Source organism: Pseudomonas sp. PGPR40, assembly GCF_022014505.1.
Taxonomy (GTDB): domain Bacteria; phylum Pseudomonadota; class Gammaproteobacteria; order Pseudomonadales; family Pseudomonadaceae; genus Aquipseudomonas.
The window spans coordinates 108,435-121,705 of sequence record NZ_JAKLSP010000023.1; the positions used below are offsets into that span (position 1 = coordinate 108,435).

The 13,271-nt window shown below is 58.7% G+C and carries 15 protein-coding genes; 5 read left to right on the forward strand and 10 right to left on the reverse strand.

The features are described 5' to 3' along the window. The first annotated feature begins 116 nt into the window (after window positions 1-116). Window positions 117-773, forward strand: a complete 657-nt coding sequence (locus tag MEB48_RS20125; RefSeq protein WP_237885686.1) for an HAD family hydrolase — start codon at window positions 117-119, stop codon at window positions 771-773. A gap of 119 nt (window positions 774-892) precedes the next feature. On the opposite strand, the gene MEB48_RS20130 is transcribed toward MEB48_RS20125, so the two are convergent. Next, window positions 893-1,318 (reverse strand): DUF2269 domain-containing protein, encoded by a 426-nt coding sequence (locus tag MEB48_RS20130; protein WP_237885687.1) that lies wholly within the window; start codon window positions 1,316-1,318, stop codon window positions 893-895. Window positions 1,319-1,357: 39 nt separating this feature from the next. Continuing rightward, on the reverse strand, window positions 1,358-2,872 hold the full coding sequence (gene ilvA, locus MEB48_RS20135) for a threonine ammonia-lyase, biosynthetic (protein WP_237885688.1): 1,515 nt from the start codon (window positions 2,870-2,872) through the stop codon (window positions 1,358-1,360). Window positions 2,873-3,188: 316 nt separating this feature from the next. On the opposite strand from ilvA, the gene rpiA reads away from it, so the two are divergent. After that, window positions 3,189-3,863, forward strand: a complete 675-nt coding sequence (gene rpiA, locus MEB48_RS20140) for a ribose-5-phosphate isomerase RpiA (RefSeq protein WP_237885689.1) — start codon at window positions 3,189-3,191, stop codon at window positions 3,861-3,863. A 124-nt stretch (window positions 3,864-3,987) separates the two neighbouring features. Here rpiA and MEB48_RS20145 read toward each other — a convergent pair whose 3' ends face one another. The 4 genes from MEB48_RS20145 to MEB48_RS20160 form a co-directional block, all read right to left on the reverse strand. Further along, entirely contained in the window at window positions 3,988-4,905 is a 918-nt protein-coding gene (locus tag MEB48_RS20145) for an SdiA-regulated domain-containing protein (protein WP_237885690.1), read from the reverse strand. Window positions 4,906-4,981: 76 nt separating this feature from the next. Next, complete coding sequence (locus MEB48_RS20150; protein ID WP_237885691.1) at window positions 4,982-5,911, reverse strand: SdiA-regulated domain-containing protein; 930 nt, start codon at window positions 5,909-5,911, stop codon at window positions 4,982-4,984. Window positions 5,912-6,154: 243 nt separating this feature from the next. Next, entirely contained in the window at window positions 6,155-6,820 is a 666-nt protein-coding gene (locus MEB48_RS20155) for a fumarylacetoacetate hydrolase family protein (protein ID WP_237885692.1), read from the reverse strand. Window positions 6,821-6,857: 37 nt separating this feature from the next. Then, window positions 6,858-8,252: an FAD-binding oxidoreductase gene (locus MEB48_RS20160; protein ID WP_237885693.1), complete on the reverse strand. Its 1,395-nt coding sequence runs from the start codon at window positions 8,250-8,252 to the stop codon at window positions 6,858-6,860. 204 nt (window positions 8,253-8,456) lie between these two features. Between MEB48_RS20160 and serA the strand changes: the two genes are divergently transcribed. Further along, window positions 8,457-9,686: a phosphoglycerate dehydrogenase gene (gene serA / locus MEB48_RS20165; protein WP_095052478.1), complete on the forward strand. Its 1,230-nt coding sequence runs from the start codon at window positions 8,457-8,459 to the stop codon at window positions 9,684-9,686. Window positions 9,687-9,744: 58 nt separating this feature from the next. Here the strand turns inward: serA and MEB48_RS20170 are convergent, their stop codons facing one another. Further along, window positions 9,745-10,170, reverse strand: a complete 426-nt coding sequence (locus tag MEB48_RS20170; protein WP_237885694.1) for a DUF4399 domain-containing protein — start codon at window positions 10,168-10,170, stop codon at window positions 9,745-9,747. Window positions 10,171-10,305: 135 nt separating this feature from the next. Here MEB48_RS20170 and MEB48_RS20175 point away from each other — a divergent pair, with 135 nt between their 5' ends. Beyond that, on the forward strand, window positions 10,306-10,890 hold the full coding sequence (locus MEB48_RS20175; RefSeq protein ID WP_237885695.1) for a transporter substrate-binding domain-containing protein: 585 nt from the start codon (window positions 10,306-10,308) through the stop codon (window positions 10,888-10,890). A 123-nt stretch (window positions 10,891-11,013) separates the two neighbouring features. Here the strand turns inward: MEB48_RS20175 and MEB48_RS20180 are convergent, their stop codons facing one another. Both MEB48_RS20180 and MEB48_RS20185 read right to left on the reverse strand, forming a co-directional pair. Next, window positions 11,014-11,499: a DUF523 domain-containing protein gene (locus MEB48_RS20180; protein ID WP_237885696.1), complete on the reverse strand. Its 486-nt coding sequence runs from the start codon at window positions 11,497-11,499 to the stop codon at window positions 11,014-11,016. 2 nt (window positions 11,500-11,501) lie between these two features. Then, window positions 11,502-12,134, reverse strand: coding sequence for a 2OG-Fe(II) oxygenase (locus MEB48_RS20185; RefSeq protein ID WP_237885697.1), 633 nt, complete (start codon window positions 12,132-12,134; stop codon window positions 11,502-11,504). Window positions 12,135-12,267: 133 nt separating this feature from the next. Between MEB48_RS20185 and MEB48_RS20190 the strand changes: the two genes are divergently transcribed. Continuing rightward, window positions 12,268-13,020, forward strand: coding sequence for a DUF2059 domain-containing protein (locus MEB48_RS20190; RefSeq protein WP_237885698.1), 753 nt, complete (start codon window positions 12,268-12,270; stop codon window positions 13,018-13,020). A 76-nt stretch (window positions 13,021-13,096) separates the two neighbouring features. Here MEB48_RS20190 and MEB48_RS29465 read toward each other — a convergent pair. Continuing rightward, window positions 13,097-13,271: integrase core domain-containing protein (locus tag MEB48_RS29465; protein ID WP_442969114.1), on the reverse strand; the 175-nt coding region annotated here is incomplete at its 5' end.

Consider the following 13,271-nt stretch of genomic DNA (forward strand, 5'->3'; position numbering starts at 1 on the left):
CGCATTGTTCCACAAAGGTTGTGAAAGCAGCAACGAGCCGACCTACCTTATGTGCACTCTTGTGAAAAGTCCGTATTCTGGAGACCTTTCTACAGACTTTTCAGCGAGTAACTGCAATGCGGCTGGCTTTATTCGACTTGGACAACACGCTTCTGGGCGGTGACAGTGACCACGCCTGGGGCGATTACCTGTGTGAACGCGGTTTCCTCGACGCCGTCGCCTACAAGGCACGCAACGACGAGTTCTATCAGGATTACTTGGCCGGCAAGCTGGATAACGACGCGTACCTGAACTTCTGCCTGGAGGTCCTCGGTCGTACAGAGATGGCCACGCTGGATCAATGGCACCTGGACTATATGCGCGACTGCATCGAACCGATCGTGCTGCCCAAGGCCATCGAACTGCTGACCAAACACCGTGAGGCCGGCGATAAACTGGTGATCATCACTGCCACCAATCGCTTTGTGACCGGGCCCATTGCAGCACGTTTGGGCGTTGAAACCCTGATCGCCACCGAATGCGAAATGATCGACGGCCGTTACAGCGGGCGCAGCACCGATGTTCCATGTTTCCGTGAAGGCAAGGTGACCCGGTTGAATCGCTGGCTCGAAGAGACCGGCCATAACCTGGAAGACAGCTATTTCTACAGTGATTCGATGAACGACTTGCCGTTGCTGGAACAGGTGACGAATCCGATCGCTGTCGATCCGGACGTGAATCTGCGGGCCGAGGCCGAGAAGCGTGGCTGGCCAGTGATTTCGTTGCGCGACTGAAATCGCCTTCGCGGGCAAGCCCGCTCCCAGTTGATCTTCAGTGGACACAGGATCTGTGTACAGCCGAGATCAATGTGGGAGCGGGCTTGCTCGCGAAGGGGCCGACTCGGTCTGTAGCCTTAAACCGGCTTGGCCCCCATCAACCCCGCAATCGCGATGAAACAGACAAAGCTGAACAGTGCGAGGGCAAAGGTGAATTTGCCGTTCCCCGCCGGCGACTTGCGCAACTTGTTCAGCCGCACCAACAACCAGAACCAGCCCAGCGCCGCCACGGTGTAGAGCACACTGGAAGCCAGCAGCCAGGTCTGCCCCAACGGCCAGCCCACCAGATGCACCATCCACCAGCCGGTGAAAGGCATGCTCAACAGCGCCAGGCCCATCAACAGCCAAATGAACACCTGCGGTCGCTGCAAGGTGCGGGCATGAGCCGTCGCATCACCGCTGCGGCGTGTGCGCCAGACCCAGATCGCCAGCCCCAGAGCGCTGATCAACAGCACTAGTGTCGCCACCATGTGAGCGATTTTGAGGGTGGTTAACGTTTCCATTGTGCGATTTCCTTATGGCTTGCTCGTCAGCGTAGCCGCTCAGCCGAGAAACAGCTGATAAGCCGGATTGTCGCTTTCGTCCCAGTACGGGTAACCGATTTCTTCCAGCGCGGCCGGTACCAGATGACGTTCGTCGTGCGGCACTTGCAGGCCCGCGACCACCCGACCATCCGCTGCGCCGTGGTTGCGGTAGTGAAACATCGAAATGTTCCAGCGCCCACCGAGCTTGTTGAGGAAGTTGAACAACGCCCCCGGACGCTCCGGGAACTCGAAACGCAGCACCACTTCATCGACAACCTGGGCGGCACGCCCGCCAACCATATGACGGATGTGCAACTTGGCCAGTTCGTTGTCGGTCAGGTCGAGCACCGGAAAACCCTGCTTGGTGAGACTGGCGAGCAGCGCACTGCGCGGGTCGTTTTCCGGATGTGTCTGCACGCCGACAAAAATGTGCGCTTCACTGCCGGTGTTGTAGCGGTAGTTGAACTCGGTGATCTGACGCTTGCCGATGGCTTCGCAGAACGCCTTGAAGCTGCCCGGTTTCTCGGGGATGGTCACGGCGATGATGGCTTCGCGGCCCTCGCCCAGCTCAGCGCGCTCGGCCACATGGCGCAGGCGGTCGAAGTTGACGTTGGCACCGGAATCAATGGCCACGAAGGTATGGCCCGTGACGCCCCGCTGCTCGACATACTTCTTGATCCCGGCCACGCCCAAGGCACCGGCTGGTTCAGTGATCGAGCGGGTATCGTCGTAGATATCCTTGATTGCCGCACAGATCTCATCGGTGCTGACAGTGATGACTTCGTCTACGTAGTCTTTGCAGATATCGAAGGTGTGCTGGCCGATCTGCGCCACCGCCACGCCATCAGCGAAAAGACCGACGGTCGGCAGCACCACGCGCTCGCCGGCCGCCATGGCGGCTTGCAGGCAGTTGGAGTCATCTGGTTCGACGCCGATGATTTTGATGTCCGGGCGCAGATATTTCACGTACGCCGCGATCCCGGCGATCAGCCCGCCGCCGCCCACCGGAACGAAGATCGCATCCAGACGGCCCGGGTGCTGGCGCAGAATCTCCATGGCCACCGTGCCCTGCCCGGCAATGGTGTGGGGATCGTCATAAGGGTGAATGTAGACGTAGCCTTTTTCGTCGACCAGTTTCAGCGAGTAGGCCAGGGCTTCCGGGAACGAATCTCCGTGCAGCACCACTTTGCCGCCGCGCGAGCGCACGCCTTCGACCTTGATCTCAGGAGTGGTCTTGGGCATCACGATGGTCGCTTTCACGCCCAGTACCTTGGCCGCCAGGGCCAGGCCTTGTGCATGATTGCCCGCCGACGCGGTGACCACGCCGCGAGCACGTTCTTCATCGCTCAGCTGCGTCAACTTATTGTAGGCGCCGCGAATCTTGAACGAGAACACGGGCTGCAAGTCTTCACGCTTGAGCCAGATATCGTTGCCCAGCCGCTCGGAGAGCTGGCGGGCAGTCTGCAATGGAGTTTCTACGGCAACGTCATAAACGCGCGAGGTGAGGATCTTTTTGACGTACTGTTCGAGCATCGGAAAGCATCACTGAGCGGGTTGGGCAGGGCCAAGGAGTCTAACCCGGCTTTTGGGCGGGCGACCACACGAATCAAGAGGTTTCAGGCTCACTAGGGGGATCATGACATTTGTAGGAGCGAGGCTTGCCCGCGAAGAGGTCTTAACATCCGACATAAATGTTGGCGGTTAGATCGCTTTCGCGGGCAAGCCTCGCTCCTACAGTTATCCATCGTCGGGCGTGCGCATTTGACCCGCCAATCGGGCAATGACCTTCCCCATTGCGAGGCCTATAATGCCGGCCTTTCGTCCCTCTTTTCGGCATTTCGGAGCCCGCATGACCCAGGATCAACTCAAACAGGCAGTGGCTCAGGCCGCCGTCGACTTCATCCTTCCGAAACTCGACGACAAGAGCATCGTCGGGGTCGGCACCGGATCCACCGCCAACTGCTTCATCGACGCCCTGGCCAAACACAAGGGCGCGTTCGATGGCGCGGTCGCCAGTTCCGAAGCCACCGCCGCCCGCCTCAAGGGCCATGGCATTCCGGTGTATGAGCTCAATACCGTGAGCAATCTGGAGTTCTATGTCGATGGCGCCGATGAAAGTGACGAACACCTGCACCTGATCAAGGGCGGCGGCGCGGCCCTGACCCGCGAGAAGATTGTTGCGGCTGTGGCCAAGACCTTCATCTGCATTGCCGACGCCAGCAAACTGGTGCCGGTCCTCGGTGCGTTCCCGCTGCCGGTGGAAGTGATCCCGATGGCCCGCAGCCACGTAGCCCGCCAACTGGTCAAGCTCGGCGGCGACCCGGTTTACCGTGAAGGCGTGCTGACCGACAACGGCAACATCATCCTCGACGTGTTCAACATGCAGATCACCAACCCGGTGGAGCTGGAAACACAGATCAACGCCATCGTCGGCGTGGTCACCAACGGTTTGTTCGCAGCCCGCCCGGCTGATTTGCTGTTGCTAGGCACGAGCGAAGGCGTGAAAACCCTGCGTGCCCAATAAGGCAAACACCAAACAATGTGGGAGCGGGCTTGCTCGCGAAGAGGCCGTGTCAGCCGATAGAGATGTCGGCTGACAGAGCGCTTTCGCGAGCAAGCCCGCTCCCACATTTGTTTTGTAGTGTTGGTTAGGGCTGTGCCGGTTTTTTGAAGACGTAGAAAAGGTTCGGCTCGCTGACGAGGTACAAGGTGCTGTCGTCGTCCATGGCGATGCCTTCCGCCTGCGGCACAGTCTTCTGCAATCCCTGACGGCCCTTGCTCAGTGACAGGGTGGTCAGCGGCCGTCCGTCGACATCCAGCTCCAGGATCAGTCGCGACTCATCGGACAGCGCCAGCAAATGGCCGCTGCGCTCGTCGTACTGCAGGCTCGACAGGTCTCGCACGAACATCCCGGCATCGCGCTTGGGGTTGTTCACCACATGCACCGCGTAGGATTTTTCCGGGTTGTAATGCGGAAACCCCTGCACTTCGTAAATCAGCATCGGGTCGCGCTCCTTGGCGACAAACAAGCGTTTGCCCACTGAGTCATAGGCCAACCCTTCAAACCCCTTATTGCCCCTCATGTGCACACCGAGGGTCATCTGCTCAGCGTCCGCGGCATCGAGGAACGTCGTGTCCGTCTCCAGATGAACCTTGATCAGCCGTTGCTGGCGCTCGTCGGTGATCACGTAAGTGTCAGCACTGATGAACTCCACCGCCTCCGGGTCGCCGAACCCGACCAGCGTCACACGCCGCAGGATTTTGCCTTCCAGGGACAACTCGATCAGTTCGGCATTTTTGTTGGTGACGGTGAACAGGCTTTTGCGCACGGGATCGTAGGTCAGCGCCGAAACATCATCGTCCAGACCGTCAATGACTCGCGCCTCGATCGCTACCTGATACTGATCCAGGCCGATGGACTGGGTATTCATCGGCTGCCATAACGTCTGCACATTGAACCAGGCGCGCTCGAACAGGCGCTGGTGCTGACCGATGGCAACCAGCACGATCAGCACGATTACCGACAGGATCAGCACCAGGGATTTTGGACGGGCAAATCGGCGCATTCAGGCGAGCTCGGAAACAAAACGGGTGGATGAAATACCACGGCAGTATGAATTCAAGCTTAAGGGCACAGGGCGATTATTTTTGCTTTTCGAAGCGGTAGAACAGGTTCGGCTCGCTGACCATGTACAGCGTCCCCGCTTCATCCATAGTCACGCCTTCGGCACGGGGGATGGTTTTTTTCAGACCATTGAAACCGCCGAGCAAGGTCATGAAACTGACTTGTTCACCCTTCTCGTCAAGTTCCAGCAACAGGTGAGAATCGGCGGACAACACCAGCGTATGACCGGTGCGTGGATCAACGGCCAGGGCCGACAGATTGCGGATATCCAGTTCGTCGCTGGACAGCTTTTGCTTGTCGCCCTTGAGAGACTGACTGCCGTCGCTTTTCCAGCTGAACAGCGCCGGTGGACGCTCTTCACCCAGCAGCAGTTGCTGGTGGCGCGCATCCCAGACGATCGCCTCAAAGGCTTTATTCTGGTTTTTCGACGGACCAAGATCGTATTTCGGGAAACTGGCGATATTCAGTTGGCGAGTATCGGCATCGACCTTGACGATGGAAAGCAAGTGTTTGCGCTCATCGGTAATCGCCAGCAAACCGTTGCCCATGACCGTCACCCCTTCCGGGTTGCCCCAACCCACCAGCGGCATCTTGCGCAATACGTCGCCCTGCAATGTCAGCTCGACCAGGAACGGATTTTTGCCCATCACCGCAAACAGGGTTTTGGTCTGCGGATCATAAGCCAGGTCCGACGCTTCATCCTCCTCCATGCCCGGCAGCAGCTTGGCGTCGATCACCGCCCGGTAATCCGGCAGCCAGACACTCTCCTGACGTTCGGCCGGGCTTTCGAAACGCTCCATCACCCAGAGCACACCGCGATCGTCCCAGTGCATCGCAAACACGAGGCCATATACGGCGGCCGCCACCAGTAAAAGCCAGGAATACCAACGCATGACAAAGCGCGAACGGCGGGCAGTTTTCAGCTTGGGCAGCGGTTGGGTGGTCATGCGCGGATGCGTTCCAGAATTCAGGCTATGGGTAATAGCACATTGAGACTGGCTCAGACGCCAGAACCCCCGGAATTATCCGGACAAAATGTGAAAAAAACGGGAAATGACCGGAAAGTCCGGAGCACAGATCGCCCTGTAGGAGCTGGCTTGCCAGCGAAGGCGGCCTGAAGCCAACATCATCGTTGAATGTGACGGCCTCTTCGCTGGCAAGCCAGCTCCTACCAGGGGTTTTGCGTTGGGTTAGCGGACGCTGCTGGTGAAGCGGCTGGCGCCCGGCAGTTCGAGCACCAGTTCGTCGCCGACATTCAGCGGGCCCACGCCCACCGGCGTGCCGGTGAGGATCACGTCACCGGCCTGCAGCGAGAAGCAGCCGGCCATGTACTGAATCATCGGCACGATCGGATTGAGCATGTCCTTGCTGTTGCCATCCTGGCGGACTTCGCCATTGATGGTCAGGCGGATGCCGATGTCGGTCAGGTCTTCGAAGGTACTGCCAGCCACGAACGGCGCAATCACTGCCGCACCGTCGAAGGATTTGGCGATTTCCCACGGCAGCCCCTTGGCTTTCAGCTCGGCCTGTTTGTCGCGCAGGGTCAGGTCCAGGGCCGGGGCGATGCCGGAGATGGCGTCCAGCACTTCTTCACGGCTCGGTTTGGTCGACAACGGCTTGCCGATCAATACGGCGATTTCCGCTTCGTAATGCACCGAGCCACGTTCGGTCGGAATGCTGAAACCGCCTTCCAGCGGCACCACGCAACTGCCCGGCTTGATGAACAGCAGTGGCTCGGTAGGCACCGGATTGTCCAGTTCCTTGGCGTGTTCGGCGTAGTTGCGGCCGATGCACACCACTTTCCCCAGCGGAAAGTGAATGCGCGTACCGTCGACATACTGGTGCTGATAGCTCATTACCGACTCCTGATTCGTGCTCTTAAAGTTCGAAGAATCAAACAGCGAAAATCTTGCCCGGGTTCATGATGCCGTTCGGGTCGAACACCGCTTTGACGGCTTTCATGTACTCGATCTCAACCAGTGAGCGACTGTAGGTCAAGTAATCACGCTTGGTCATGCCCACGCCATGCTCGGCGGAAATCGAACCGTTGTACTTCTCGACGGTTTCGAACACCCACTTGTTGACGGTCGCGCACTTGGCGAAGAACTCGTCCTTGCTCAGGTTATCCGGCTTGAGGATGTTCAAGTGCAGGTTGCCGTCGCCGATGTGGCCAAACCAGACGATTTCGAAATCCGGGTAGTGTTCGCCGACGATCGCGTCAATTTCCTTCAGGAACGCCGGGACTTTCGACACAGTGACCGAAATGTCGTTTTTGTATGGCGTCCAGTGGGAAATGGTTTCGGAGATGTACTCGCGCAGCTTCCAGAGGTTCTGCAACTGGCTTTCGCTCTGGCTCATCACGCCATCCAGCACCCAGCCCTGCTCGACGCAGTGCTCGAAAGTTTCCAGGGCGTGATTGGCTACTTCTTCGGTGGTCGCTTCGAATTCCAGCAGTGCGTAGAACGGGCAATCGGATTCAAATGGTGCTGGCACATCGCCGCGTGCCATGACCTTGGCCAGGGCTTTATCGGAGAAGAACTCGAATGCGGTCAGGTCAAGCTTGCTCTGGAACGCGTGCAACACCGGCATGATCGAATCGAAATCGGCGGTGCCGAGCACCATCGCGGTGAGGTTTTTCGGCGCACGGTCCAGACGCATGGTGGCCTCGACCACAAACCCCAGCGTGCCTTCGGCGCCGATAAACAGCTGGCGCAGGTCGTAGCCAGTGGCGTTCTTGATCAAATCTTTGTTCAGTTCCAGCAGATCGCCCTTGCCGGTGACGACTTTCATGCCGGCCACCCAGTTACGGGTCATGCCATAGCGAATGACCTTGATTCCGCCGGCATTGGTGCCAATATTGCCACCAATCTGGCTGGAACCTGCCGAGGCGAAGTCCACCGGGTAGTACAGACCGTGCTCTTCGGCCTTGTTTTGCAATTGTTCGGTGACCACGCCCGGCTGACAAACGGCCGTGCGGTCAGTCAGGTTCACGTCGAGGATCTGATTCATGTAGTCGAAGGACACGACCACTTCGCCACTGGCTGCCACGGCCGCAGCCGAAAGCCCGGTACGACCGCCGGACGGTACCAGCGCAACCTTGTGTTCGTTAGCCCAACGGACAATGGCCTGGACCTGCTCGGTGGTCTTGGGGAACACAATGGCTATCGGGGCCGGGGCGAAATGCTTGGTCCAATCCTTGCCGTAAGCATTCAGGGAGTCGGCATCGGTCAGCACCTTGCCAGGCTCAACCAAAGTCTTCAGCTCATCAATCAGGGCAGGATTGGTCATCGACAGAACTCTCGAACAATTCATGGTCATCCTGAAGACGCTTCACGTCGCAGGAACGAGTGTTTAGCAGGGCGCATATGCTAGCATACCGACCCCGCAGGATAGTGCCCAACGGCTGTTCTGCGGCGACGGCTGTCATGCCGCTCGGGTCAGCGTCTGCTGGCTATCTCCTGCCAATTTTCTCCGGGATACAGGTTTACGCAGATGAGCAAGACTTCTCTCGATAAGAGCAAGATCAAGTTCCTTCTTCTCGAAGGCGTCCACCAATCGGCTGTCGACGTCCTCAAGGCGGCGGGCTACACCAGCATCGAGTACCTCACAGGTTCTCTGCCGGAAGCCCAGCTGAAGGAAAAGATCGCTGATGCTCACTTCATCGGCATTCGCTCCCGCACTCAACTGACCGAAGAGATCTTCGATCACGCGAAGAAACTGGTGGCTGTCGGCTGTTTCTGCATCGGCACCAACCAGGTCGACCTCGGTGCGGCTCGTGAACGCGGCATCGCGGTGTTCAATGCGCCGTACTCCAACACCCGCTCCGTCGCCGAGCTGGTACTGGCCGAGGCGATCCTGTTGCTGCGCGGCATCCCTGAGAAGAACGCTTCCTGCCACCGTGGCGGCTGGATCAAGAGCGCAGCCAACTCCTTCGAAATCCGTGGCAAAAAGCTGGGTATCGTCGGTTACGGCTCGATCGGTACTCAATTGTCGGTCCTGGCAGAAGGCCTGGGTATGCAGGTGTACTTCTACGACACCGTGACCAAGCTGCCACTGGGCAACGCTACCCAGGTCGGTAACCTGCACGAACTGCTGGGCATGTCCGACATCGTCACCCTGCACGTTCCGGAAACCGCTGCCACCCAGTGGATGATCGGCGAGAAGGAAATCCGCGCCATCAAGAAGGGCGGCATTCTGATCAACGCTGCTCGCGGCACCGTGGTCGAGCTGGACGCCCTGGCGGACGCGATCAAGGACAAGCACCTGATCGGCGCGGCCATCGACGTGTTCCCGGTGGAGCCGCGCTCCAACGAAGAAGAGTTCGAAAGCCCGCTGCGTGGCCTGGACAACGTGATTCTGACCCCGCACATCGGTGGTTCCACCGCTGAAGCGCAGGCCAACATCGGTCTGGAAGTGGCGGAAAAACTGGTCAAGTACAGCGACAACGGTACGTCGGTATCGTCCGTGAACTTCCCGGAAGTGGCTCTGCCGGCCCACCCTGGCAAGCACCGTCTGCTGCACATCCACGAGAACATTCCGGGTGTGATGAGCGAGATCAACAAGGTCTTCGCCGAAAACGGCATCAACATTTCCGGTCAGTTCCTGCAGACCAACGAGAAAGTCGGCTACGTGGTGATCGACGTAGACGCCGAATACTCGGACCTGGCGCAAGAGAAGCTGCAGCACATCAACGGCACTATCCGTAGCCGCGTGTTGTTCTGATCGCGACTTGAGCGACAAAAAAAGGGAGCTCCTCGGAGCTCCCTTTTTCATGCACGCGTCATTTGACGTTGACGGTGATCTTCTCAGAGACGATCGGCGGATCGAACGGCATGTGGCCGCTATCGCCCAATTCCAACTGCAAGGTGTGCTTGCCCGGCGTCAGTTTTACTTCAGCCTGGGTCTGCGCCTTGCCGAAGTGCAGGTGGTTGGCATCGTTCGGAATCGGCGCACCGGCCGCCGGGAGCTCGTCGACATCGATCAGCAGGTGATGGTGACCCGTATTCTTGGTGACATCACCCGCAGGCGCCAGCGCGATATTTTCGACAGCGAACTTGACGACGACAGTTTGCGGAACCGTCGCTCCGTCTTTAGGAGACACGATAGACACTCCAGCACCTTTCGGAGCCGGCGTGGCAGCACTGGCCAGCAGTGAAACGCCCATCAGCAGGCCAGCCAATGCTGCACGTGACATAAAGGTTTTCATTCTCTTCTCCAGTTTTTCCGTAAAATTCGCTCGACCGTGACAACTTCACGGCCATTCGTTGTCGAAGGCACACGACAACCATAGCAAAGCGAGCCTGAACAGAGCATCGCGATAAATGAACTCAAAGGAGTGACCATGCGATTTTTGCCTGGCCTGATTTGCCTGCTACCCCTTTTGAGCCCTTTGGCTCATGCCGAACTGATTGACGATATAAACGACCGCGGCGAATTGCGCATTGCCCTTGAGGCTAATACACCGCCCTTCAATTTCAAGGAGGACGACAAACTGACCGGGTTCGAGGTCGAGCTGGGGCAGTTGCTGGCCGCTGAGCTGGATGTGCGCGCCGACTTTGTCGTCACCGATTCCGGTGATTTGCTGACGGGCGTCGAAAGTGGCAAATACGACATCGCCATCAACCACATTACAGAGACCCCGGCGCTCACGGAGCGTTTCGACTTCAGCCAACCTTACATTCAAACCGATGCGCAATTGATCGCGCAGAAAGAAGAACCTCGCTCAATACTGCTGGTGCAGTCGCTGACAGAGGTAAAGCCGAAAGCCAGCCAGACCGTGAGCCTGGCGATTCCGTTTCAGAAGGGTAACCCGGCATTTCATGCCAGCCTGGAAAACGCGCTGCAGCGGATCAAGGCGGATGGTCGGCTGGAAGCGTTGTCGCAGAAGTGGTTGGGTGCGGATACGAGTGTGTCGCCGAAACCATAGGACACCAGAAATCCAATGTGGGAGCGGGCTTGCTCGCGAAGAGGGAGTGTCAATCGACATCAATGTTGCTGACACACCGCTTTCGCGAGCAAGCCCGCTCCCACATGGGTTTTGGGCAGGTCATTAATTCAGTGTTGCCAGAGCTGTCGCGGCTTCAGTCAATTCCAGTTCGCTGAACACCTGGACACCATTGCGCTTGAGCAATGCAGCGGTGACCCCTTCGCCACTGAGCTTCACGCCACTGAAACTGCCGTCATAGGTCAACAGATTCCCGCAAGACGGACTGTTGGCCTTGAGCACGGCAATGCGGATGCCTTGCTGTTGCACCAGTTCCAGCGCCTGATAAGCCCCCGAAAGAAACTCGGCACTGACGTCCTCGCCCTCGGTGGTGATGACCGATGCAAGGCCATCCAGCACCTCACCGCCCTGCCCGCCCGGAATCTCCGCCGCCGCCCTTGGCGTCGGCAGACCACCGGCGACTTCCGGGCACAACGGCACCACCCGGCCTTCGGCAATCCATTGTTCCAACAGACTGAATGGCCCACTGGCCCCGCCGTCGTAACGGACGCGGTGACCGAGCAAACAGCGGCTTACCAGAATTTTTTGCATGATCAGAACGGCTCGTTGCCACGACGGCGGAACCAGCCCGTCAACGACAGGCGATCTCGGGTTGCGGGCAGGACTTCGTGGGGGACTTCGCCCGACAGGAATACCACCAGGCATCCGCCGGTGGGGACCACATCGTGTTCGACGCCTTCGTCCAGGTACATGCGCAACTGACCGCCATGCTCGGGCAGCCAGCCGTCATTGAGGTAGATCACCGCCGAGACCATACGCCGGTCGTCGTCGCGAAAACGGTCGACATGCTTGAGGTAGAAAGCGCCGGGCGGGTACAGGGCGAAATGGCTTTCGTAATCTTCCAGGCCCAGAAACAAATCGCGATTCATCGCCTCACGCAGGCCGTCCATCAACCCTAGATAACGGTCGCAAGCCTCGGCCTGACCGGGTTCGAGCCACTGAATATGGTCGCCGCGAATCCCCTCGCGGATCTCCGAAAACGGCCCGCGCCCTACGGCGGCCGGGGCGAGTTCGCCCTGCGCAGCACGTTTTCGGCACTCGGCCGCCAGCGCCCGGGTCAGATCCAGAGGCAGGAAAACATTCTGCTGCGACCAGCCGCGCTCAGCCAGGTCGTCGACGATACGTAACAGCAGCGGATGATCAGAGGATATTTGCATGGCGCGCATAGTATTCCTGTGCCCGCGAATCCGACAGAGCCGCGCAGCGGAGGATTGGTCGGATAAGGCACTCAACCTGATACGAATTCTCGACAAGTACGAATACCCCACGGAGAATAGTCGCCTGCTGACAGGAGTCCCTATGCGTCGCTTGCTTTTCTCACTGTTGATGTTCTGCGTTTTGCCCGCCTGGGCGGACGGCCACGACCAGTTGTACAAGGTCGCCGGTTGGCCAGAACAACGCGCGCATTTCAACGATGCTCTCTCGGCCGCTCAGCAGCGTTACCAGAACAGCCTGCCGCCGGCGGTGTTTCAGGCCCTGGTCAACAACAGCAATCAACGTTTCGCCCCCAAGGCCATGGACCAGCGCGCCGAAGCGCAACTGCGCAAGAAACTCGCCGATCCGAAACCTGCACTGACCTTCTTTCAATCGCCCCTGGGCAAGAAAATCGTCGCCGCCGAACTGCTGGCGACCCGTCGCGATCAATTGGCGAAAAACGCCAAGGGCTTGCCGAAAATGCAGGCCAGCGATAACCGTCAGTTGATCATCGGCCACCTGGCCCAGGCCCTGCCCGCCCGCGAGGCCGGCGCTGAAGTCAGCCTGGCGATCGCGGGCGTGGCGGCCGACAGCCTGAGCTCGATGATCCCCGGCCTGCTCGGCGGCGGTCAGGCTCAAGGCATGTTGAATGGTCAGCGCCAGCGCTTGATGGAGCAGATCGGCGCTGACCTGAACAACACACTGCTGTATGTCTATCGCGACCTGTCGGATGAAGAGCTGGAAGAGTTCGCCACCTTTGCCGAGTCCACTGAAGGCAAGGCTTACTATCAAGCGGCATTGGCGGCGATTCGGGCGGGGTTGGCGGTGGGGCAGAGTACGTCGAGCCTTGCCCAGTAATTTTTGGTGTCTGCGAAATTGCCTTCGCGGGCAAGCCTGTTGTGGTCCAGTTTTTTTGGACCGCTCTGTAGGAGTATTAGGCCGCCCGCTCTTCAAAAAGGGCTGGCGGCAGGTTATTCGAGGTTGTGTGGCAACGGCGATGGTTGTAATGCCAGACAAAGTCCATCACATCCTTCTCCGCCTCGAAATGATTTTGGTAACCGTTTTCGGGCATCCAATCATGTTTCAGCGTTCTGAAATAACGCTCTACT

What these genes read in the sequence shown, in the direction of transcription:
- MEB48_RS20155 (WP_237885692.1), bottom strand. Translation starts at nt 6,820, where the DNA reads ATGAGCTATCAGCACCAGTATGTCGACGGTACGCGCATTCACTTTCCG.
- rpiA (WP_237885689.1), top strand. Translation starts at nt 3,189, where the DNA reads ATGACCCAGGATCAACTCAAACAGGCAGTGGCTCAGGCCGCCGTCGAC.
- MEB48_RS20145 (WP_237885690.1), bottom strand. Translation starts at nt 4,905, where the DNA reads ATGCGCCGATTTGCCCGTCCAAAATCCCTGGTGCTGATCCTGTCGGTA.
- MEB48_RS20160 (WP_237885693.1), bottom strand. Translation starts at nt 8,252, where the DNA reads ATGACCAATCCTGCCCTGATTGATGAGCTGAAGACTTTGGTTGAGCCT.
- MEB48_RS20125 (WP_237885686.1), top strand. Translation starts at nt 117, where the DNA reads ATGCGGCTGGCTTTATTCGACTTGGACAACACGCTTCTGGGCGGTGAC.
- MEB48_RS20175 (WP_237885695.1), top strand. Translation starts at nt 10,306, where the DNA reads ATGCGATTTTTGCCTGGCCTGATTTGCCTGCTACCCCTTTTGAGCCCT.
- MEB48_RS20150 (WP_237885691.1), bottom strand. Translation starts at nt 5,911, where the DNA reads ATGACCACCCAACCGCTGCCCAAGCTGAAAACTGCCCGCCGTTCGCGC.
- MEB48_RS20185 (WP_237885697.1), bottom strand. Translation starts at nt 12,134, where the DNA reads ATGCGCGCCATGCAAATATCCTCTGATCATCCGCTGCTGTTACGTATC.
- MEB48_RS20130 (WP_237885687.1), bottom strand. Translation starts at nt 1,318, where the DNA reads ATGGAAACGTTAACCACCCTCAAAATCGCTCACATGGTGGCGACACTA.
- serA (WP_095052478.1), top strand. Translation starts at nt 8,457, where the DNA reads ATGAGCAAGACTTCTCTCGATAAGAGCAAGATCAAGTTCCTTCTTCTC.
- MEB48_RS20170 (WP_237885694.1), bottom strand. Translation starts at nt 10,170, where the DNA reads ATGAAAACCTTTATGTCACGTGCAGCATTGGCTGGCCTGCTGATGGGC.
- ilvA (WP_237885688.1), bottom strand. Translation starts at nt 2,872, where the DNA reads ATGCTCGAACAGTACGTCAAAAAGATCCTCACCTCGCGCGTTTATGAC.
- MEB48_RS20190 (WP_237885698.1), top strand. Translation starts at nt 12,268, where the DNA reads ATGCGTCGCTTGCTTTTCTCACTGTTGATGTTCTGCGTTTTGCCCGCC.
- MEB48_RS20180 (WP_237885696.1), bottom strand. Translation starts at nt 11,499, where the DNA reads ATGCAAAAAATTCTGGTAAGCCGCTGTTTGCTCGGTCACCGCGTCCGT.